This window comes from Candidatus Endoriftia persephonae (assembly GCF_023733635.1).
GTDB classification, from domain to species: Bacteria; Pseudomonadota; Gammaproteobacteria; order Chromatiales; family Chromatiaceae; genus Endoriftia; species Endoriftia persephonae.
Window position 1 is genome coordinate 3420283 of the sequence record NZ_CP090569.1, and the last position, 20171, is coordinate 3440453.

General features: G+C 62.5%; 17 protein-coding genes. 9 read left to right on the forward strand and 8 right to left on the reverse strand.

All coding sequences use genetic code 11. From position 1 onward, the window contains the following. Positions 1-37: 37 nt before the first annotated feature. From L0Y14_RS15520 to mgtE, 9 genes are all read left to right on the forward strand, one after another. Complete coding sequence (locus L0Y14_RS15520) at positions 38-1513, forward strand: RNA polymerase factor sigma-54 (RefSeq protein WP_005959861.1); 1476 nt, start codon at positions 38-40, stop codon at positions 1511-1513. Positions 1514-1577: 64 nt separating this feature from the next. Beyond that, complete coding sequence (gene hpf, locus L0Y14_RS15525) at positions 1578-1907, forward strand: ribosome hibernation promoting factor (protein ID WP_006474662.1); 330 nt, start codon at positions 1578-1580, stop codon at positions 1905-1907. A 17-nt stretch (positions 1908-1924) separates the two neighbouring features. After that, positions 1925-2395, forward strand: coding sequence for a PTS IIA-like nitrogen regulatory protein PtsN (ptsN, locus tag L0Y14_RS15530; RefSeq protein WP_005959859.1), 471 nt, complete (start codon positions 1925-1927; stop codon positions 2393-2395). Next, positions 2392-3369 (forward strand): HPr(Ser) kinase/phosphatase, encoded by a 978-nt coding sequence (hprK, locus tag L0Y14_RS15535; RefSeq protein WP_006474661.1) that lies wholly within the window; start codon positions 2392-2394, stop codon positions 3367-3369. Before ptsN ends, hprK begins: the two co-directional genes overlap by 4 nt. Before the next feature lie 73 nt (positions 3370-3442). Further along, positions 3443-4309 (forward strand): RNase adapter RapZ, encoded by an 867-nt coding sequence (gene rapZ / locus L0Y14_RS15540; protein WP_006474660.1) that lies wholly within the window; start codon positions 3443-3445, stop codon positions 4307-4309. After that, positions 4306-4719, forward strand: coding sequence for a PTS sugar transporter subunit IIA (locus L0Y14_RS15545; protein WP_005959856.1), 414 nt, complete (start codon positions 4306-4308; stop codon positions 4717-4719). The genes rapZ and L0Y14_RS15545 overlap by 4 nt, the downstream gene beginning before the upstream one ends. Beyond that, positions 4716-4985 carry an HPr family phosphocarrier protein gene (locus L0Y14_RS15550; protein ID WP_005959855.1) on the forward strand — a complete coding sequence of 90 codons (270 nt, stop codon included), beginning with the start codon at positions 4716-4718 and terminating at the stop codon, positions 4983-4985. Before L0Y14_RS15545 ends, L0Y14_RS15550 begins: the two co-directional genes overlap by 4 nt. Next, on the forward strand, positions 4982-6718 hold the full coding sequence (gene ptsP, locus L0Y14_RS15555; RefSeq protein WP_006474659.1) for a phosphoenolpyruvate--protein phosphotransferase: 1737 nt from the start codon (positions 4982-4984) through the stop codon (positions 6716-6718). The genes L0Y14_RS15550 and ptsP overlap by 4 nt, the downstream gene beginning before the upstream one ends. Before the next feature lie 115 nt (positions 6719-6833). After that, positions 6834-8195, forward strand: coding sequence for a magnesium transporter (mgtE, locus tag L0Y14_RS15560; protein WP_006474657.1), 1362 nt, complete (start codon positions 6834-6836; stop codon positions 8193-8195). 337 nt (positions 8196-8532) lie between these two features. On the opposite strand, the gene pmbA is transcribed toward mgtE, so the two are convergent. The 8 genes from pmbA to L0Y14_RS15600 form a co-directional block, all read right to left on the reverse strand. Then, positions 8533-9867: a metalloprotease PmbA gene (gene pmbA / locus L0Y14_RS15565; protein ID WP_006474655.1), complete on the reverse strand. Its 1335-nt coding sequence runs from the start codon at positions 9865-9867 to the stop codon at positions 8533-8535. A gap of 56 nt (positions 9868-9923) precedes the next feature. After that, positions 9924-11366 (reverse strand): metalloprotease TldD, encoded by a 1443-nt coding sequence (gene tldD, locus L0Y14_RS15570; RefSeq protein WP_006474653.1) that lies wholly within the window; start codon positions 11364-11366, stop codon positions 9924-9926. A gap of 72 nt (positions 11367-11438) precedes the next feature. Beyond that, positions 11439-12269, reverse strand: coding sequence for a carbon-nitrogen hydrolase family protein (locus tag L0Y14_RS15575; RefSeq protein WP_005959848.1), 831 nt, complete (start codon positions 12267-12269; stop codon positions 11439-11441). Between the two features lie 190 nt (positions 12270-12459). Continuing rightward, positions 12460-16323 carry a YhdP family protein gene (locus L0Y14_RS15580; RefSeq protein ID WP_006474651.1) on the reverse strand — a complete coding sequence of 1288 codons (3864 nt, stop codon included), beginning with the start codon at positions 16321-16323 and terminating at the stop codon, positions 12460-12462. Positions 16324-16333: 10 nt separating this feature from the next. Continuing rightward, on the reverse strand, positions 16334-17806 hold the full coding sequence (gene rng / locus L0Y14_RS15585; protein ID WP_005959845.1) for a ribonuclease G: 1473 nt from the start codon (positions 17804-17806) through the stop codon (positions 16334-16336). A 9-nt stretch (positions 17807-17815) separates the two neighbouring features. Continuing rightward, positions 17816-18421, reverse strand: a complete 606-nt coding sequence (locus L0Y14_RS15590; RefSeq protein WP_005959844.1) for a Maf family protein — start codon at positions 18419-18421, stop codon at positions 17816-17818. Between the two features lie 269 nt (positions 18422-18690). Then, positions 18691-19161, reverse strand: a complete 471-nt coding sequence (gene rlmH, locus L0Y14_RS15595; protein WP_006474648.1) for a 23S rRNA (pseudouridine(1915)-N(3))-methyltransferase RlmH — start codon at positions 19159-19161, stop codon at positions 18691-18693. A 113-nt stretch (positions 19162-19274) separates the two neighbouring features. Then, positions 19275-20156, reverse strand: a complete 882-nt coding sequence (locus L0Y14_RS15600; protein WP_006474646.1) for a fructosamine kinase family protein — start codon at positions 20154-20156, stop codon at positions 19275-19277. Positions 20157-20171: the final 15 nt, after the last annotated feature.

Below are 20171 nucleotides of genomic sequence, written 5' to 3' on the forward strand. Positions count from 1 at the left end.
ATAAATTGCGTACGAGAACCAACTTGACCATGGATAGATGAAGCAGACACTTCAGCTTCGACTCGGCCAACACCTCACCATGACGCCTCAGCTGCAGCAGGCGATCCGTCTGCTACAGCTCTCCGCGCTCGATCTCAATCAGGAGATACAGGAGGCCCTCGACACCAACCCGATGCTGGAAGCCGAAGAGGAGTTTGAGCAAACCGCCACAGAGCGCAAGGAGAATCCCAGCAGCGAAAGCGCGCAGCAAACTCCGGCGGATGGCAACGACATCAACAACGAACGGGAGGTCAAGACCGACAGCCCCGAGATGCCCGAGGATCTCCCGGTCGACACCGAGTGGAGCGATGTCTACGACAGCTACTCGCCACCAGCTCCCGCCGGCGGCGAGGGCAGCGATACCGACTTCCTCAGCCAGCGCAGCAAATCTGATTCACTGCAGGACCACCTGCTGTGGCAACTCAACCTGACCCGCCTCTGCCCCTCGGACCAGGCGATCGCGCTGACCATCATCGACAGCATCAGCCCCGACGGCTATCTGCAGGCCAGCATCGAGGAGATCCACTCCACGGTCGATCTGGAGGAGGTGACCCTAGAGGATGTGGAGGCAGTGCTGCACCGCGTTCAGGCCTTCGACCCCCCCGGTATCGCCGCCCGCGGCCCGCAGGAGTGCTTGCTGATCCAGCTCGATCAGCTGCCCCCGGAGACTGCCTATCTGGAGCAGGCGATCCAGCTGTGTAGCACACATTTTAAGCTGCTGGCGGCCCAGGACCAGGCGCAGATCAAGCGCAAGATGAAGATCGATGACCATGAATTGTCGGCGATCAACCAGCTGATCCGCTCACTCCACCCGCGCCCCGGCACCCTGATTGCCGATACCGAGCCGGAGTATGTCATCCCAGAGGTGTTTGTCACCAAGCGCAACAACAGCTGGCATGTGGAGCTCAACCCGGAGACCATGCCACGCCTGCGGGTCAACGCCGAATACGCCAAACTGATCCGCCGCGCCGATCAGAGCGACGACAATACCTTCCTGAAGAACCACCTGCAGGAGGCGCGCTGGTTCCTGAAGAGCCTGCTGAGCCGCAACGAAACCATCCTGCGGGTCGCCAGCAAGATCGTCGAATACCAGCAGGCCTTTTTTGAACATGGCGAGGAGGCGATGAAACCGCTGGTGCTGCGCGACATCGCCGAAGCCCTGGAGATGCACGAATCGACCATCTCCCGGGTTACCACCCAGAAATATATGCACACGCCCCGCGGCACCCTGGAGTTCAAATATTTCTTCTCCAGCCATGTCAGTACCAGTGTCGGCGGCGAGTGCTCGGCTACCGCAATACGTGCCATCATTAAGAAACTGGTTGCCGCCGAAACACCCAACAAGCCGCTCAGCGACAACAAGATTGCCACGATACTCAGCGAGCAGGGTATCAATGTCGCCCGCCGCACTGTGGCCAAATACCGCGAATCGATGGGCATACCCCCATCGAATGAGCGAAAGCGTCTGGTGTGACAACCAGACAAATAAGAGGATGCTCCGCATCTCCGGCGCATCCCTCCCGAAACAGGAGTTAATTATGCAAATCAACCTGACCGGTCACCATATCGATATCACCGATTCGATGCGTAACTATGTTGACAGCAAGTTTGAGCGCTTGGAGCGCCATTTCGACAACGTCACCAATGTGCATGTGATCCTCAGCGTAGAGAAACTCAGGCAGAAAGCGGAAGCCACCCTCCACCTCAACGGCGGCAACGTGTTTGCCGACTCGGTCCAAGAGGACATGTACGCGGCCATCGACGCACTGATCGACAAGCTCGACCGACAGGTCATCAAGCATAAAGAGAAGCTGCAAAGCCATCGTGGCAATAACATCAACAAGTACGCTGACGCAGAGCAGCCCTGAACAGGGACAAGGCCAAGATGTTTCCCGAAGGGTTCATCGACCCACAGCGTATCCTGTGCGGCGTCGAAATCAGCAGTAAAAAACGCAGCCTGGAGATGCTTGGCGGGCTATTCGCCGCCACCGATTCCGGGCTTAGCCAGGACATGGTGTTCGATGCCCTGCTACAACGGGAGCGCCTTGGCAGCACGGGGCTGGGGCGGGGCATCGCCCTCCCCCACGCCCGCATGGCACAGATCAAGCGAGCGGTCGGTGCCTTCATCCAGACCACCCAGGGGGTCGACTTCGACGCCATCGACAACCAGCCGGTCGACCTCGCCTTCGCCATGCTGGTACCCGAGGAAGCCACCGAGGAGCATCTACAGCTACTGTCGAAGCTCGCCAGCCTGTTCGGAGATAAGACATTCTGCGATCGTCTGCGCCAGTGCCGCAGCCCAGACGAGGTGATCGAGCTGATCCAGCAGCCAAGCCCCGAACCCAGCCAGCAATGACACCCGCCACCACCATCCGCGAACTGTTCGCCCAGCTGAGTGCGGAACTCAATCTCACCTGGTACAGCGATGGTGAGGAACGGGCCATCCAGGCAGAGGGCGACGCCCCCCTGGTGGGGCCGCTCAACCTGGCCCGCCCACAGCCGATCCAGGTGATCGGCCCGCCTGAGCGTCATCTGCTCGAGTCCCTCGGCAGCAAGGGCTACCGCCACTACCTTGAACTGCTGTTTGCCAGCCGCCCGGCTGCCCTGATCTTTACCGACGGCTTAGTCCCCACCGACGCCTGCCGCACCCTCGCCGCCGACAGCAACACCCCAATCATCTATACAAGCGAACCCGACGCCCAGGTTATCCAGCGCCTACTGGCGCATCTCCAGCCGTCTTTCCAGCAGGCCCAGCCCTCCCATGCCGAGCCCAAAAACATCCATGGCGTGTTCATCGAGGTGCTGGGTAAAGGGGTGCTGCTCAGCGGCGATGCCTCAATCGGCAAGAGCGAACTGGCGCTGGCGCTGATCTCTCGCGGACATCGCTTGATCGCCGACGATATCACCGAGTTCACTCGCATCAACGCCCACACCCTGCAGGGACGCTGCCCACCGGTGCTGCAGGATTTTCTCGAGGTACGCGGACTGGGACTGCTCAACGTTCGCGCCATGTTTGGCAACAGCGCGGTGAAGCCGGTCAAAAACCTCCACTTGATCATCGATCTGCAGCAGATGAATGAACAGGAACTCTCACACCTGGACCGACTCGAAGGCAGCCATTCAACCCAGCGCCTACTCGGCGTCGAAATTCCACAGACTACCCTACCAGTGGCCGCTGGTCGCAATCTTGCAATCCTGGCGGAGACAGCGGTGCGCCAACACCTGCTACGGGTCACCGGCTACGATGCGGCAGCAGAGTTCAGCGAGCGCCAACGCGGCTATATCGAAGCTAACCAGCAGAGTTCCGCTAACCCACCTGAAAAGGGCTAACTCCTTTTCAAAATTGCCCCGGATTGCGCTAACCTAGCCGCCTGCCATTCAAAATTTCCAGATGTTAAGAAACATGGCTACCGGTATTAGACTGCTCATCATCACCGGCCTCTCGGGGTCGGGTAAAACCATCGCCCTGCACACCCTTGAGGATCTCGGCTACTACTGTATCGACAACCTGCCGATCTGCCTGCTGGAGGCTTTCTCTAACCACCTGGTGGAAGACCCAGAGCCGATTTTCCGCCATACTGCAGTCGGCATCGACGCCCGCAGCCAGCCATCTCACATTGCCAAACTGCCTGAGATGGTCGCCAAGATGCGCGAGCAGGGCATCGACTGCGAGATGATCTTCCTTGAGGCGCAACAGGAGACCCTGATCAAGCGCTTCAGCGAGACTCGCCGCAAACACCCGCTCTCCGACGACGACCACTCACTCGACGAGGCGATCCGCCAAGAGCAGGAGGTGCTCGAACCCCTCGCCAGCACCGCCGACCTGCGCATCGACACCACCCACACCAACTTGCATGAACTGCGCGACCTGATCCGCGGCCGAGTCACCGGAGGCAGCCGCCAGGTCTCCCTGCTGTTTGAATCGTTTGGCTTCAAACACGGTGTGCCGCGGGACGTGGATTTTGTCTTCGACGTGCGCTGCCTGCCTAACCCCCACTGGCAGACCGAGTTGCGGCCACTCACCGGCCTCGACGGCCCGGTCGCCAATTTTCTCGAAAGCAGCGAGGAGAGCAGCCAGATGCAGGCGGATCTGACCCGCTTCCTCGAATCTTGGATCCCCCGCTTCGAGGCCGATGGCCGCAGCTACCTGACCATCGCCATCGGCTGCACCGGCGGTCAACACCGCTCGGTCTACATCACCGATCAGCTCTACCGCCACTTCAAACAACAGGGGCGCAACGTGCTGAGCCGCCATCGGGAACTGTCATGAGCATCGGCCTGCTGATCATCACCCACAACGAGATCGGCCGTGCGCTGCTCAAGACCACCACCAACATGATGGAGGTCTGCCCGCTCGCCACCGCCACCCTCGAGGTCGGCACCGAGAGCGATCCCGACGCTATGCGGCAGCGCGCACAGCAGCTGATACAGCAGCTCAACCAGGGCGACGGGGTGCTGATCCTCACCGACATGTACGGCTCCACCCCCAGCAACATCGCCTACAAACTGCGCCGTGAAGACCAGGTGCAGGTGATCGCCGGGATCAATCTACCGATGCTGGTGCGCGTCTTCAACTACGCTACCATGAACCTCAAAGAGCTGACCAGAAAGGCAGTCAGCGGCGGCATCGACGGCATCGTTTGCTGCCCCGAGCGCAAGCCGGAGAACCCCAATCAATGATCCACAAGGAGATCACCATCATCAACCGCCTTGGTCTGCACGCCCGTGCCGCCGCCAAGCTGGTCAACTGCGCCAGCCGCTACGGCAGTAGCATCCAGCTGCTGCGCAACGGCCAGCGGGTCAACGGCAAGAGCATCATGGGGGTGATGATGCTCGCCGCCAGCCAGGGCACCGCGCTGGAGGTCGAGGTCAACGGCGAGGACGAGACAGAGGCGATAGCCGCTCTGGAGTTATTGATCAATGAGCGGTTCGGGGAGAGTGAGTGACCTTCTCCAGTCACGGCATCGGCATCAGCACCACCCGCCAGGTGGCCATAGGCGCCGCCTTCCTGCTGCAGCGCGGGCCACTCGATATCGCACCGCGACTGATCCCCGAGGAGATGGTCGAAGCCGAGGTAGAACGCTTCCGCAAGGCGCTCAATACCGCCCGTGACCGACTGCGCGCCGTGCGCCAGCACCTCCCCACCGGCACCGCGGAGGACATCTCCTCATTTATCGACACCCATCTGCTGATGCTCGACGACAGCGCCATCAGCCAGGCCCCGATCGAGCTGATCCGCACTCACCAGTACGCCGCCGAGTGGGCGCTGCAGCGCCGCCGCAACGAGCTGGTGCGGGTCTTCGACGAGATGGACGACCCCTACCTGCGCACCCGCAGGGACGATGTCGAGCATGTGGTGGGACAGATCCAGATCGCCTTGCAGCAGGGTACCGGACGGGATGAGGCGCCGAGCGACCTGACCAACCACATCGTGGTGGCGCGGGATCTGACCCCAGCCGACATCATCATGCTGAAAAACCGCGGCGTGATCGCCTTTGTCACCGAGTATGGCGGACCACTGTCACACACTGCGATCCTCGCCCGCAGCCTCGGCATCGCCGCAGTGCTCGGCGTGCACCACGCCAGTCAACTGCTGCGCTCCGGCGAAACCCTGATCGTCGACGGCGAGGCCGGCGTGGTACTTGCTGACCCCACCCGGGAGATCCTGCAGCACTACCAGCAGCGCATCATCGCCCAGGCGGCCCGCGAGGCTGAGCTGCGGCGCAACCTCGATCTGCCCGCGATCACCCGCGACGGCCAGCGCATCCTGCTGCTGGCCAATATCGAGCTGCCGGAAGATATCACCGCCACCCTCGCCAACCGCGCTGATGGCGTCGGCCTGTTCCGCACTGAATTCCTCTACATGAACCGCACCACCCCGCCCAGCGAGGAGGAGCAGCTCGAAACCTATCTGAGCGCGGTGCATGGCCTCAACGGCGCTCCCCTCACCATCCGCACCCTCGACCTGGGCGCCGACAAGACCATCGAGTGCAGCGACCCCAACTGTCCACCCTCCAACAATCCTGCCCTCGGCCTGCGCGCCATTCGCCTCTGCCTGAAGGAGCCCGATCTGTTTCTACCGCAGCTGCGGGCAATCCTGCGCGCCTCCGCCGAGGGGCAGGTGCGGCTGATGATCCCGATGCTCTCCTGCATCGCCGAGCTGCAGGAGACCCTGGCGCTGCTCGAACAGACCAAGCAGGAGCTGAGCCGCGAGGGCTTGCGGTTCAACGCGACAATGCCTGTCGGCGGCATGATCGAAATTCCCGCCGCTGCCATTGCCGCCGCCAGCTTCGCTCGCCAGCTCGACTTCCTCTCCATCGGCACCAACGACCTGATCCAGTACACCCTAGCGGTGGACCGCATGGATGAGTCGGTCAACTACCTGTTCGACCCGCTCCACCCATCGGTGCTGCAACTGATCCAGATGACCATCCACGCCGCCAATAACGCTGGCATCCCGATCAGTATGTGCGGCGAGATGGCTGGCGACCCGCTGTTCACCCAGCTACTGCTCGGCATGGGACTGCGCGAGCTGAGCATGCAACCCGGCGCCCTGCTAGAGACCCGCCAGGTCGTCCGCGCCAGCGATCTGCCGCGCCTCACCCGCCAGGCCCAGGCATTTCTGCAGCAGATGCACAGCAAACCAGCCGCCACCCTCTTCGCAGAACTGTTTCACTAGCTCAGATACACCTTCTATTTGTAAGGTTTCACCCCGCGACGGCCCTTGTTAAACTGCGCCCCGGCCTTCCGGGTCATCCGGATTGATCTAGCCTCCAGCCCGAGCTGACGTCCTCATGCCACCAAGCCTGCAGAACAATTCAGACAACAACCGCCTGCTGTTCCTGCAGGACGTGCTCGATAGTGGCGCGCTACAGCAGGCGGCGCGCATGCTGAATGCGTTGCGTCCCGCCGAGGTGGCACACCTGCTGGAGTCGCTGCCGCTGCCACAACGCGAGATCGTCTGGGAGCTGCTCGATGACACCACCGATGGCGAGATCCTGCTACAGGTCACCGATGAGGTTCGCGACGATCTGATCAGCCGCATGGACTCCGCTGAGCTGGTGGCCGCCACCGCTGGCCTCGACACCGACGATCTGGCTGACCTGGTCAAGGAACTGCCGCGCCACATCACCTGGGAGGTGCTCGACTCCCTCGATCAGCAACACCGGGAACGTCTCGAGACGGTACTCGCCTACCCCGAAGAGAGCGCTGGCGGCCTGATGAACGTCGATACCGTGACGGTACGCGCCGAGGTCACCCTCGACGTGGTGCAGCGCTACCTGCGCCACATCGGCGAGCATGTACCACGGGACACCGACAAAGTATTCGTGGTCAATCGCGACCATCGTTACCTCGGCGTTTTGCACCTCTCCACTATCCTCACCCACGATCTGGACGACAGCGTGGCCGAGGTGATGTCCCTCGACATGCAGCCGATCCCGGCTCACTGGAGCAAACGCGAGGTGGCCAACCGCTTTGAACAGCACGACCTGATCTCGGCGCCGGTAGTGGACGAGAACGGCCGACTGCTCGGCCGTATCACTATCGACGACGTGGTCGACGTGATCCGTGAGGAGGGGGAGCACCAGTTCATGGGCCAGGCCGGCCTCTCTGAAGACGAGGATATGTTTGCACCGGTGATGGTCAGCGCCAAGCGCCGCGCGCTGTGGCTCGGCGTCAACCTGCTTACCGCCTTCCTCGCTTCTTGGGTGATCCGTCAGTTCGAGGCGACCCTCGACCAGATCGTGGCGTTGGCGGTGCTAATGCCGATCGTCGCCAGCATGGGCGGCATTGCCGGCACCCAGACCCTGACCCTGGCGATCCGTGGCCTGGCGCTAGGGCAGCTCTCCCACAAAAATGCCCGCTGGCTGCTGGCCAAGGAACTGGCGGTGGGCACCATCAACAGCGCCATCTGGGCGGTGGTGGTGGGGGTGGCCGCCGGCCTCTGGTTTAATGACAGCAGCATCGCGCTGCTGATTGCCGCGGCGATGACCATCAACCTGATCTTCGCCGCCCTGGCCGGGGCGATACTGCCGATTGCTCTGGAGAAACTCGGCATCGACCCAGCGCTAGCCGGCGGCGTACTACTCACCACCGTCACCGATGTAGTGGGATTCCTGGCGTTTCTCGGGTTGGCGACAATCTATCTGCTCTGAGCGGGCGACAGCCAGCCGAGCCGGGAACAGCGGAGTGTGATCTCTGACAAACCGCCCTACAGATAGCGGCCCTTGAAGAGGACCAGTGCCAGCATCATTAAAAGGCAATCAAACCCCGTGACAACACGCCATCGCCCGGCCTCGGCAGTAGACTGCGAAAGATGTAATAGCTGACCCACAGCCCTGATCGATAAATCGCGATCTCGAGGACTGATTCAAACATCCCTGTCCTCCTGTGATCTTTCCTGATCCGTTATCGGGCAGGCAGCAGCTCAACCCATCCCAAGCAACCCGGCACTCCAGTATCCCAAACCGGGCTATTTGATTATCGTTTTTGCTATTCGCCGGCGATCATCATCCGCTCAATCAGCCAGGAGCCACTCTGTACCGAGGTGCGGGTCTCTACATCGGTACCCACCTCCAGCAACCCCATGAACATCTCCCGCAGGTTGCCGGCGATGGTGATCTCCTCTACCGGGTATTGGATCACTCCGCCCTCGACCCAGAAGCCGGCAGCACCGCGCGAGTAGTCGCCGGTAACGGTGTTGACACCCTGCCCCATCAGCTCGGTGACCAGCAGGCCCGTATCCATCTTCTGCAGCAGTCCCTGCCGATCCAGGCTACCGCTGCTAATGCGCAGGTTGCGCACGCCGCCGGCATTGCCGGTAGTCTGCATCCCCAGCTTGCGCGCCGCGTAGCTGTCGAGCACGTAGCTGCGCAGGATGCCATCGCTGACGAAGTCCCGCTCGCGGGTAGCGACGCCCTCGTTGTCGAAGGCGCTGCTAGCGAGACCGCCACGCAAGCGGGGCAGTTCATGGATACGGATATTCTCTGGAAAGACCTGGCGATCGAGATGATCGAGCAGGAAACTCGCCTTACGATAGAGCGCCGAGCCGCGGATCGCGCCGATGAAGCTGCGCAGCAGCCCCACCGCCACGTCGGCCTGAAACAGCACCGCAGCCTGCTGGGTCGGGATACGCCGCGCCCCAAGTCGCGCCAGGGTGCGATCGGCGGCTGTCTCGCCGACCTGCTGGGGGGAATCGAGCTGGGTGGCATCGCGGGCCAGGGTGTACCAATAGTTGCGCTGCATCTCGCCATCCTGCTCCCCCACCACCGCGCAGCTGAGGCTGTGGCGGGTGCCGGCGTAGCCGCCGATAAAGCCATGGCTGTTGCCGTAGACCTGCACCCCCAGCTGGCTATCGAGGCTCGCCCCCTCGGAGTTGCTGATGCGCGGGTCGCGCTGGCGGGCGGCATTCTCGCAGGCCAAGGCGATCTCGATCGCCTGCTCCACCGGCAGCTCCCAAGGGTGGCAGAGATCCAGCTCGGGCAGCTCGCTGGCCATCAGCTCGGCATCGGCCAGACCGGTGCACTCATCCTTCGAGGTGTAGCGGGCAAAGTTGCAGGCGGCACTGACTGTCTCGCGCAGAGCCGCCGGACTCATGTCCGAGGTACTGGCGGAGCCCTTACGCTGGCCGAAATAGACGGTCACCCCCATGCCGTTGTCGCGGGTGTGCTCGATGGTCTCCGGCTCACCCAGGCGCACCGTCAGGGAGAGCCCCGCGTCGCTGCTGACACCCGCCTCGGCGGCGCTGGCCCCCTGGCGTTTGGCCTCGGCCAATACCTCCTGGACGGTGGCTTCCAGGCGCTGCTGACGTTGTTCAATATCATTCATCTGCTTAGATCTGATTCTGTCTGTTTCGATAGGATCGGCAAGTGCTGGCACTGCATTCAGGTACCGGTCCCGCCCACGGTCAGCTCATCCAGCTTGAGGGTCGGCTGGCCAACGCCCACCGGCACACTCTGCCCCTCTTTGCCGCAGACTCCGATGCCTGGATCGAGCTCCAGGTCGTTGCCGACCATGCTGATCCGGGTCATCGCCTCCGGGCCGTTGCCGATCAGGGTGGCGCCCTTCACTGGCACGGTCACCTTGCCGTTTTCGATCAGGTAGGCCTCGCTGGCGGAGAACACAAAGCGCCCTGAGGTGATGTCCACCTGGCCGCCACCGAAGTTGACCGCATACAGCCCCCGCTCCACCGAGGCGATGATCTCCTGCGGATCGTGCTCACCGGGCAGCATATAGGTGTTGGTCATGCGCGGCATCGGCAGATGGGCGTAGGATTCGCGTCGGCCGTTGCCGGTCGATTCCACCCCCATCAGGCGGGCGTTGTGGCGATCTTGCATATAGCCCTTGAGGATACCGTTTTCGATCAGCACCGTGTTCTGGCTCTCCACCCCCTCGTCATCGATGGAGAGCGAGCCGCGCCGCCCCGGCAGGGTGCCATCGTCCACGACCGTGCAACAGCTGGAGGCGACCTGTTCGCCAAGCCGACCGCTGAAGGCGGAGGTGCCCTTGCGATTGAAATCCCCCTCCAGACCGTGGCCCACTGCCTCGTGCAGCAACACCCCGGGCCAGCCAGGACCGAGCACCACCGGCAGGACGCCGGCCGGCGCGGCCACCGCCTCCAGGTTAACCAGCGCCTGGCGCACCGCCTCACGGGCGTAACCAAGCGCGCGCTCCTCATCCAGCAGGAACTGGAAACTAGCGCGGGCGCCGCCACCGCTGGAGCCCTGCTCGCGACGCTCGCCCTGCTCGACGATGACGTGCACATTGAGCCTGACCAACGGCCGCACGTCTGCGTTCAGGCGACCCTCGAGATCGGCCACCATCACCACGTCGTGGGCCCCCACCAGGCTGACGATCACCTGCTTGACCCGCGGATCTTGCTTCCTCGCCTCGGCATCGACCCGCCGCAGCAGATCGATCTTCTCTGCCTCGCTGAGGCTCGGCAGCGGATTGATCGGCGCATAGAGCTGCCGCGACACCGGCACACTACTGACCTTCACCGAGCCCTCGGTGCCGCTGCGCACGATCGCCCGGGCCGCCTTGGCGGCATTAATCAGAGCCGGAAACTGCAGCTCATCGGAGTAGGCAAAGCCGGTCTTCTCTCCGCTGATGGCGCGGATGCCTGCACCCTGGGAGATGTTGTGGGCGCCCTCCTTGATCAGCCCATCCTCCAGCACCCAGGACTCCAGTCGGCTCGACTGAAAGTAGATGTCAGCGGCATCCACGCCGCTGCCGCTCAGCTCTGCCAGCATCCGTTCGAGATCCCGCTCGGCCAGGCCGGCAGGTTCGAGGATCGACTGGTTGGCGATTTGAATCAGTTCAGACATGCTTCTCCGACGGCCTGCGACGCATCGCCGAGGCACTCAAGCTGTAGTGAAAGAGAGAGGTGGGGCGGCAGCTCAAACAATCTCGTCGCGACGGTGTTTGATGGTCGGAAAGCTGCGGCGGATTGTATCCTGATAGTCCCGGTCGAGCACGCAGCTCACCGAGCCGGTGCCGCGCGGCACCTGGGCCAGGATCGTGCCCCAGGGATCGACGATCATGCTGTGGCCGTGGGTCTCGCGGCCATTCACATGGTATCCGCCCTGGGCCGCGGCCACGACAAATGCGAGGTTTTCGATGGCGCGGGCGCGCACCAGGGTCTGCCAGTGAGCCTTGCCGGTGATCGCGGTGAAGGCGGAAGGGATGACAAATACCTCCGCCCCCAGTTCAAGCAGACGGCGGAACAGTTCGGGAAAGCGCAGATCGTAACAGACCGCCACGCCGAGCCGGCCAAATGGGCTATCTACCACCACCGCCCGCTCACCGGCCTCAATGGTGGCCGACTCCTGATAATGCTCGTCTGCCTCCAGCAGGTCCACATCAAACAGGTGAATCTTGTCGTAGTGCGCCACCTGTTGGCCCGCGCTGTTGAAGACGATACAGGCGGCGCGCACCTTGGAGGCCACCTTAGCGCGCATCGGGATGGTGCCGCCGACAATCCAGACCCCATAGCGGCTCGCCATCTGGCTGAGAAATTCCTGCAGTGGACCGTCACCCTGCGCCTCAGCAAGGGTGCACATATCCCGATCGTGCTCGCCCATGAAGGCAAAGTTCTCCGGCAACACAACCAGACCGGCACCACTCTCTGCCGCCTCTGCGATCAGGCGCTCAGCCTCCAGCAGGTTGGCGCTGACATTTGGACTGGTTGCCATCTGGATGGCGGCGATCTTGCTTCTGTTCTGACTCATAAACTACCTGTGAAACGCTCTCTCCTGCCGTGCCCCGGCAGACAGGCGGTTGTCCAGTGGCCGGGCCGGCAGACCAGATTATCTCTGGTCATGTTGCGGGTCTCCCCGAAAAGCCCGCAGGATAGCATCATTGGCTTGAGGCGAACCAGCACAGGCCCAGGCCGATGGCAGATTAGAGGCTACCGGCCCCCTATGGCAACTCTGTCTCATCAAATTCCGCTACCGGAGTACGTTCGATCTTCTCGAAACGAGGCTTGTCCCAGCTGCCGCTGACCCGGTACTCCACCCGGGCAATCCTGTCGACCCCCTCGCCGATCAGCGGCTGCGCAATCATCAGGGCGATCCCCACCGACGGATTGAGTGCCAGCGCCCCGAACAGCGGCAGGGTCGAACTGACCCGCGGTGTGACCCTCACCAGCTGCTCATAGTCCTGTGTCTTCAGTCCGGTACGACCGCTGATGTCGATACGCGCCACCGGGCTCTCGAGCCGCAGGTTTTCAGTATAGGCATTGCCCTGTTTCAGGTCGAACTGACCGCTGATGCCCTCAAAGATAAAGCCCCCAGGTGTGATGTCACTGAAATCGAGGGTCAGACGGTTGATCAGGCCGCGCAGACTGAATAGCGCAATCACCCCTCCCATGCCAGGGTCCACATCCAGCACCGAGCCTGGCCCCACATTCAGGGAAAACTCACCCTCCAGATCCGCCAACGAAAGGTCCAGCGGTGACCGTTCTGCCCGCAGATTGGCCTGCAGTGCCAGCGAGGCCTTCTCGATGGTGGCACTGATCCCCAGATCCGACAGCAGCTGCCCCAGATTGGCGGCATTCCCGGTCACCTGATAGGCGCTGCTGTCTCTGCTGCCGCGCCTCGACCAGTGGCCGGTGGCGAGCAGTTCCAGGCGCTCACCGTTCAGCGCAAAGCGATCAAGCTGCAGCCCATCCGGGGTCTTGCTCCACTTCATCTCTACCCGACCAAACGCTCGTCCGTTGATCTGCAGCTGCTCCACCTCCAGATTGAGCCCCGGCAATTGTCGCGGGTCGACCACTGCAGAGGGCGCTGCCGACACCTGCTCTGCCTCCGGCTCATCAGCAAACCAGTGCGAGGTCTCGAGGCTCCACAGCTTGAATCGCCCATACAATGGCTCGCTCTCCAACACCGTGGGGATGCGCAGGCCGCCATCCATCTTGTCCGACTGCAACTGCAACCACCAGGCATCATCCATCTGTGTGATCTGCAGATGGGCATCGTGCTGTTCAACTCCCGCCAGCTTGAGCTGCTCGATCTGCAGGTCGAGGGATTCGAGCAAGCCTTCCTGATGTCCGGGACTCTGCCAGTGGGACGACAGTTGCCGCATCCACTGATCGAGATCAAGCTCGTTGAGCCGGCCTCGCACCTGCAGCCCCGGCTGTGCTGGCAGGCGTGGCGCTGCACCACCCACGACGATCTCGCCGCGCTCGATCCACCCCTCCGCCCCCCCCGCCAGATGCGCCTTCAGTCTGGGGCCATACTCCGCCTGCAGTTCAAACCGTTCATCGGCCTGAAACTCAAACAACAACTTGAGCGGGCGACGCTCTCCGGCCTGCTTGCCCAGCGGCTGCGGCTGATCGACAGCCAGGCCTCGCAGTTCCGACTCAAGCGACAGGCGCAGTGGCGTTTCGGCAGCCTCGGCGTGGGCGATATCGAGCACCAGACGAGCCTCGCTGCTACCTGTGAGTGGGTAGTCCGCCAGCTGCGGAAACTGTCGTTGCAATTGTTCCACCCGCAGCGGCAGGGCGATCTCGACGCGGCTGCGCGGCCCATCTGCATCCGTCTGTGGCAACACGTTGACCTGTACCGACTCGCCAAACAGCCGCGCCTGGATATCCTGCCCCTGTAGCTTGTGCTGATCGATGATCAGGCGCCCCTCGACCGACTCCAGCGCCAGATCCCACTGTTCCACACCCAGCCTGGCGTTTTCCAGATCGACCACGCCGTTGAAACGAAACGGTTTGCTCTCCAGCAACGGCACGTTGAAATTGAGGCTCAAACGACACTCTCCACCCAGCTTCAGCTGCTTGAGAAATCGCTCGAAATGAGCCTTCAAGGGAGTTTCGCCCAACACCCGGGCGGCATCATTGAAGGGCCCCTCCAGGCTCACGCGAATCTGCACCTCGTCGGCCCGATCCAGCTCATCAATCACCACCCGGCCGGTGGTGAGCTGGCTGTCGAGCAGGCGCCCCTCGTAGAGTCGAATCTTCAGGCTATTGTTGAGGAAGTGTACCTCGGCAGTGGCCTCTTCGATGCGCGGCCACTCCGGCATATAGTCCAGCACCGCCTGTTCAACACCGAACAGCACCTCGAAGCGCCCCTCCTGGCCGGTAAAAGGGAAGCGATCGAGCGGCCCATAGAGCAGAAACGAGCCAGCAGTCACCTGACCGCCGACGATGGCTCGGTCGAGCCAATCGGTCAGTTCCGGCGGCATGATCCGGGTCGGCAGGTAGCGACTCTTCTCCGCCCCATCACCATTCCAGAAGTCGGCCTGCATATCGAGCAGCGGCACACCGCCCGCCAAGGGCACCTGAATATCGAGTCGAGAGAGTGTCTCAACATGAGGGGTTTTCATGTAGAGATGGGAGCTGCTGAGGCGCAGCATCTCACCGGGGCGGAGGTGCCATTCCAGTTCGCCCTTGAGTCGGCTCGCCTGCAGCGGGGTGCGGAACAGGTCACCGAAATCGGCGCTGAACTGGTCCGACTCCAGCCACACCCTGCCACCTTGGTCACCACCGGCGAACTCCAGCCGCAGCCCCTCCAGCCCCGGTATCTGCTGCCAGGCAGTATGTCTGTAGCTAGTCAGGCGGCCTCGGGTCTGCCAACGTGGTGGGCCCTGATCGGGCAGATCCAGCGCAAAGCGGAAGCGGCTCATATCACCCTGTGGAGAGAGCCCAAGCAGCACCTTGAATGCCTCGGCATCGGGCGCCAGAAACAGCGCAGCAAACTCCGACACATCTTTTACAGAGAGATAGTCGGCCCCGGCGCGTAATCGCACCGCCTGCCGGTCGCGTACCCACTCAAGACTGTACCGACCCGGCGGCCAGAGCCGACTGTTACGCACCAGGGTCAAATGATTCAGGTCGAGGCGCCAGCCCTGCGGCAACTTCCGCCAGTCGATTTTGGCCGAGAGGTTTTCCAGCCCCAGATGCTGAATTGGCTCTCCTCCGGAGATCAGCAGATCCCGCAGCTCCCAGTCACCCGTCACCTGCTGCAGCCGGCTCTGCTCCACATCGCCCCACAACTGCAGTCGCAGCGCCCCATCCCCCACCTGGTAACCAGCCGGCTGCAGCGCAGCCGGTAGATGCGCCAAGTTCAACCCCTCTGCTAGCAGGTAGATCTGGCCATCCAGGAGGAGCTGCTTTCCGCCCCGCTCATGCAGGTCGGCGATCAGGCGGATCTCACCCCGGCTCTTGCTGTCGAGCCCGGCCCTGAGGATGAACTGGTGCTCCCTGCCCCGGTTACGCAGCTCCATATCGATATCGTAGATGCGCAGCGGCGGGACTGAACCGCTCTCCTTGACCCAGTAGAATTCTGACTCTAGCAGGCGCAGGCTGCTGTGGCGCAGAAACGGCAACCTCAGGTCGCCCTGCCCAGACGCCGAGGATGTGAGCCCACCCTGCAGCTCAATCCGGCCATCCGATCGCTCCACCAACAGCAGGCGGGTGTCGCGCAGCTCCACATGGCCGAGGCGTATCTCACCCGCCAGCAGACTGCCGACCAGATCGAGGTCGACCCGTACCTCACCGACCCGCAGCAGGGTCTCGCGCCCCTGCTCATCCATCAGATCGACCTGCCTGAGAACCAGCGCAAGATGGGGACCAAGGATCTTCACGTTGACCTGCTCGAACTGCACCGGCACCCCGGCCGTCTCGCTCACCAGCGCCTGGATATCCTCCCGCAAGGGCTCCAAGTCGAGCTGCGGCAGAATCAGGCGCAGCAGACTAAGCAGGATCGCCAGCGCGATGATTACGCTGCAGCCGAGATAGGAGATGGGAGAGGCGAGGATTTTTAGGCGCTTGGGCATCGCACAGGCGTCAAATCAGGACCACATCGAAGTGTTCCTGGCCATAGAGTACTTCCGCCTGTAGTCTGATCGGTCGTCCAATGAACTGCTCCAGCTCCGCCAGATGGCTCGCCTCCTCGTCGAGCAGCCGGTCGATCACCTCCTGAGAGGCGAGCACCAGTAGCGACTCCACATCGAACTGCCGCGCCTCGCGCAGAATCTCGCGAAAGATCTCGTAACAGATCGTCTCCGCGGTCTTGGTCGAACCACGTCCGGCACAGCAGGGGCAGGGCTGGCAGAGGATGTGCTCGAGGGACTCACGGGTGCGCTTACGGGTCATCTCCACCAGTCCCAGGGAGGAGACCTCGGTGATGTGGGTGCGCGCATGATCGTGGGAGAGACAGCGTTCCAACGCCCGCAGTACCTGACGGCGATGCTCCGGGTCGGTCATGTCGATAAAGTCGATGATGATGATGCCGCCCAAGTTGCGCAGCCGTAGCTGGCGGCAGATCGCCTGGGCCGCCTCCAGGTTGGTCTTGAAGATGGTCTCCTCGAGGTTGCGATGGCCGACAAAGGCGCCGGTATTGACATCGATGGTGGTCATCGCCTCGGTCTGGTCGATCACCAGATGCCCGCCCGACTTGAGCTGCACCTTACGCTCCAGCGCCTTCTGGATCTCATCCTCCACGCCGTAGAGCTCGAACACCGGACGCTCGCCAGGATAGTATTCGACCTGCCGCTTGATCTCCGGGATGAACTGCTGCACAAACTCGATCGCCTTGCCGTGCGTCGAGCGGGAGTCGATGCGCACCTTCTCCACATCGGGCCCGACCAGATCACGCAGCGAGCGCAGCGCCAGCGGCAGATCCTCATGCACCAGTTCGACGCCCTGGACGTTGCGCACCCGCTCCTGGATCGAGGCCCACAGCCGCGAGAGAAAACGCATGTCGGCCTGCAAGGCCTCGCTGGAGGCCCCCTCCGCCGCGGTGCGGGCAATGAAGCCGCCTTGCCGTTCCTCGTCCGGCAAGGCGCTGAGCTGCTCGCGCAAGCGGGCGCGCTCCGCCTCATCCTCGATCTTCTGGGAGATGCCAACAGTACCCAGTGAGGGCATGAAGACCAGATAGCGGGATGGGATCGAGATGTTGGTGGTGAGGCGCGCGCCCTTGGTACCAAGTGGGTCCTTTAGCACCTGCACGATGACCGGCTGCCCCTCCCGCAGCAGCTCGCTGATCGACTCATAACGCGACTCGCCGTTACCATTGCCTCTGCCACCATTGGCATGGTTAATGTCGGAGGCGTGCAGAAAGGCGGCGCGCTCCAGGCCGATATCAACAAACGCCGCCTGCATGCCCGGCAGCACTCGGCACACCTTGCCTTTATAGATGTTGCCGACCAGCCCCCGATTGCCGGTGCGCTCGATGATGATTTCCTGCACCACGCCGTTTTCGATCACCGCCACGCGGGTCTCAGGGGGTGTCACATTGATCAGGATCTCTTCACTCATATTCAGACACTACCCGTTACTATTATTGTTGCCCAACAGAGGCAGCGCTGCTTGCCGCAGCAGCTCACCGGTCTCATGGAGCGGTAGCCCCATCACCCCGGAGTAGCTACCCTGCAGCTCGGTGATAAACAGTGCGGCCAGGCCCTGGATCCCGTAGGCCCCGGCCTTATCCAGCGGCTCGCCGGTCTCCCAATAGGCCTCAATCTCTGACAGCGCCAACGCGCGGAAGGTCACCCGGCTCTGGCTGAGCATCGCCTGTTCGCCCCGCGCATCGGCCAACGCCACCCCGCTGAGGACCAGGTGACTGCGCGCCGAGAGCCGCTGCAACATGGCGATGCCATCGGCTCGGTCGACCGGCTTGCCAAGGATCTGCCCATCGACGATCACTGCCGTGTCGGCAGCCAATACCGGCAGCTCCAGCTGCTGGCCCTGGGCGCGGCGCGCCGCAACCACCTTCTGCCGCGCCAGACGCAACACATACGCTTGCGGGGCCTCGTCGGCCAACGGTGTCTCGTCGATCTCCACATCGATCTGTTCAAAATCGACGCCGATCTGCCGCAGCAGTTCCGCGCGCCGTGGTGAGCGGGAGGCGAGAATAATCTGCGCTGCCGCCACCCTAGGGCCTATTCACACTAAGAAAATCACCGCAACGGTGGCCATTTTTTCGCAAGACAAAGCACCGCGAATGCCGTGTGGTTAGTCTGCACAAATGAGTGGTAACGCCGAATTGCGGAAAAATGGCCCCGTCCCTTCGGGTTGCGCCTGAAATCAGGCCAGGCATTGCTCGTCGCTCATTTAGTCTCACTAAACTTCTCTCCTTGCGCCTTGCCTGGCCTGATTTCAGGTGGCAACGCGACGATTTTCTTAGTGTGAACAGGCCCTAATCAAGCCCGGTGGTAGGGGTGGTTGCGCAACAGGCTCCAGCCGCGGTAGAGCTGCTCTGCCAGCAGTACCCGCACCAACGGATGGGGCAGGGTCAGGGCGGAGAGCGACCAGCGTTGCTCGGCACACGCCTGACATGCCGGCGCCAACCCCTCCGGACCGCCCACCAGCAGCGCCAGATCCCGGCCATCGGCCATCCAACGCTCCATCTGCTGCGACAGCGCCTCGGTGCTCCAGCTACGCCCCCCCACTTCCAGCGCCACCACCCGGCACCCCTTGGGGATCGCCTTCAGCATGCGCTCACCCTCATCTCTCAAGGTGCGGCGAATATCCGCCCCCTTGCCGCGGTGGCCTGGGGCGATCTCCACCAGTTTGAGCGCACACTCGCCCGGCAGGCGGCGAGCATACTCCTGGTAACCCTCATCCACCCAACGGGGCATGCGGTTGCCCACAGCGATCAAATAAATATTCATGGCGGACCCTATTCTATTGGAGTTGCTCGCTTTGATCCGGAGTTTTTGCCCATTTTCCGCCCCGAAACCTTGAAATGGCAGGGACACTGCCAGCACCGGACGCAACTTTGGAGCTAGCCGATCTCAGCCAGCAGACCCTCCATCATCCCCGCCGCCTGTCCCAGATAACCACCACCAAACATGTTGAGATGGTTGAGGATGTGGTAGAGGTTGTAGAGGCGCTTGCGCACCGGATAGCCTGGATCGAGGGGCCAGGCCTCCTGATAGGCGGCGTAAAAATCCCGGCTGAACCCGCCAAACAGCCCAGTCATCGCCAGATCCGCCTCACGATCACCGTAGTAGACCGCTGGATCGAAGATCACCGGATTGCCTGCCTGATCGTAGGCGAGGTTGCCGCCCCACAGGTCGCCATGCAGCAGGGAGGGGACCGGGGCATGCTCGATCAGCACCGGAAACTGCTCCAGCAGACGTTCGCCCAGCGGCTGCAGGACCCGACCGTAGCCGTTCTGCTCCGCCAGCTGAAGTTGAAAGCCGAGGCGCTGCGCCCGCCAGAAATGGATCCAGTCGTGGTGCGGGGCATTCTGCTGCGGGGTGGAGCCGATGGTGTTGTCCCTGATCCAGCCGAAGCGGGCATCGCTGCAGCGATGCATCTGCGCCAGCTGACGCCCGGCTAGGGCGGCACTACTGCCGCCAGCATGGCCCATCTCGATATATTCCAATACCAGATAAGCCTGCCCAGAGGCGACGCCGTGACAGATCGGGCGCGGCACCCGAAGCGTATCGCTGGCTGCCAGCGCCTGCAGACCGTCAGCCTCCGCCTCGAACATGGCGATCAGGGAGGCGCTATTGAGTTTGAGAAAAAAGCTGCGCTCGCCGTCGCGCAGCCGTTGCGTAGTGTTGATACAGCCTCCGCCGATACCATTCGGCGGCAGCGGATCGAAGGCTTCACCTGTGACCTGGGCGATCTGTTCTGCAATCTGCTGCCAGGCTGACATCAATCACCTCAAAAG

Coding starts and splice junctions, on each gene's coding strand:
- L0Y14_RS15520 (WP_005959861.1), top strand. CDS start 38: ATGAAGCAGACACTTCAGCTTCGACTCGGCCAACACCTCACCATGACG.
- hpf (WP_006474662.1), top strand. CDS start 1,578: ATGCAAATCAACCTGACCGGTCACCATATCGATATCACCGATTCGATG.
- ptsN (WP_005959859.1), top strand. CDS start 1,925: ATGTTTCCCGAAGGGTTCATCGACCCACAGCGTATCCTGTGCGGCGTC.
- hprK (WP_006474661.1), top strand. CDS start 2,392: ATGACACCCGCCACCACCATCCGCGAACTGTTCGCCCAGCTGAGTGCG.
- rapZ (WP_006474660.1), top strand. CDS start 3,443: ATGGCTACCGGTATTAGACTGCTCATCATCACCGGCCTCTCGGGGTCG.
- L0Y14_RS15545 (WP_005959856.1), top strand. CDS start 4,306: ATGAGCATCGGCCTGCTGATCATCACCCACAACGAGATCGGCCGTGCG.
- L0Y14_RS15550 (WP_005959855.1), top strand. CDS start 4,716: ATGATCCACAAGGAGATCACCATCATCAACCGCCTTGGTCTGCACGCC.
- mgtE (WP_006474657.1), top strand. CDS start 6,834: ATGCCACCAAGCCTGCAGAACAATTCAGACAACAACCGCCTGCTGTTC.
- pmbA (WP_006474655.1), bottom strand. CDS start 9,867: ATGAATGATATTGAACAACGTCAGCAGCGCCTGGAAGCCACCGTCCAG.
- tldD (WP_006474653.1), bottom strand. CDS start 11,366: ATGTCTGAACTGATTCAAATCGCCAACCAGTCGATCCTCGAACCTGCC.
- L0Y14_RS15575 (WP_005959848.1), bottom strand. CDS start 12,269: ATGAGTCAGAACAGAAGCAAGATCGCCGCCATCCAGATGGCAACCAGT.
- L0Y14_RS15580 (WP_006474651.1), bottom strand. CDS start 16,323: ATGCCCAAGCGCCTAAAAATCCTCGCCTCTCCCATCTCCTATCTCGGC.
- rng (WP_005959845.1), bottom strand. CDS start 17,806: ATGAGTGAAGAGATCCTGATCAATGTGACACCCCCTGAGACCCGCGTG.
- rlmH (WP_006474648.1), bottom strand. CDS start 19,161: ATGAATATTTATTTGATCGCTGTGGGCAACCGCATGCCCCGTTGGGTG.
- L0Y14_RS15600 (WP_006474646.1), bottom strand. CDS start 20,156: ATGTCAGCCTGGCAGCAGATTGCAGAACAGATCGCCCAGGTCACAGGT.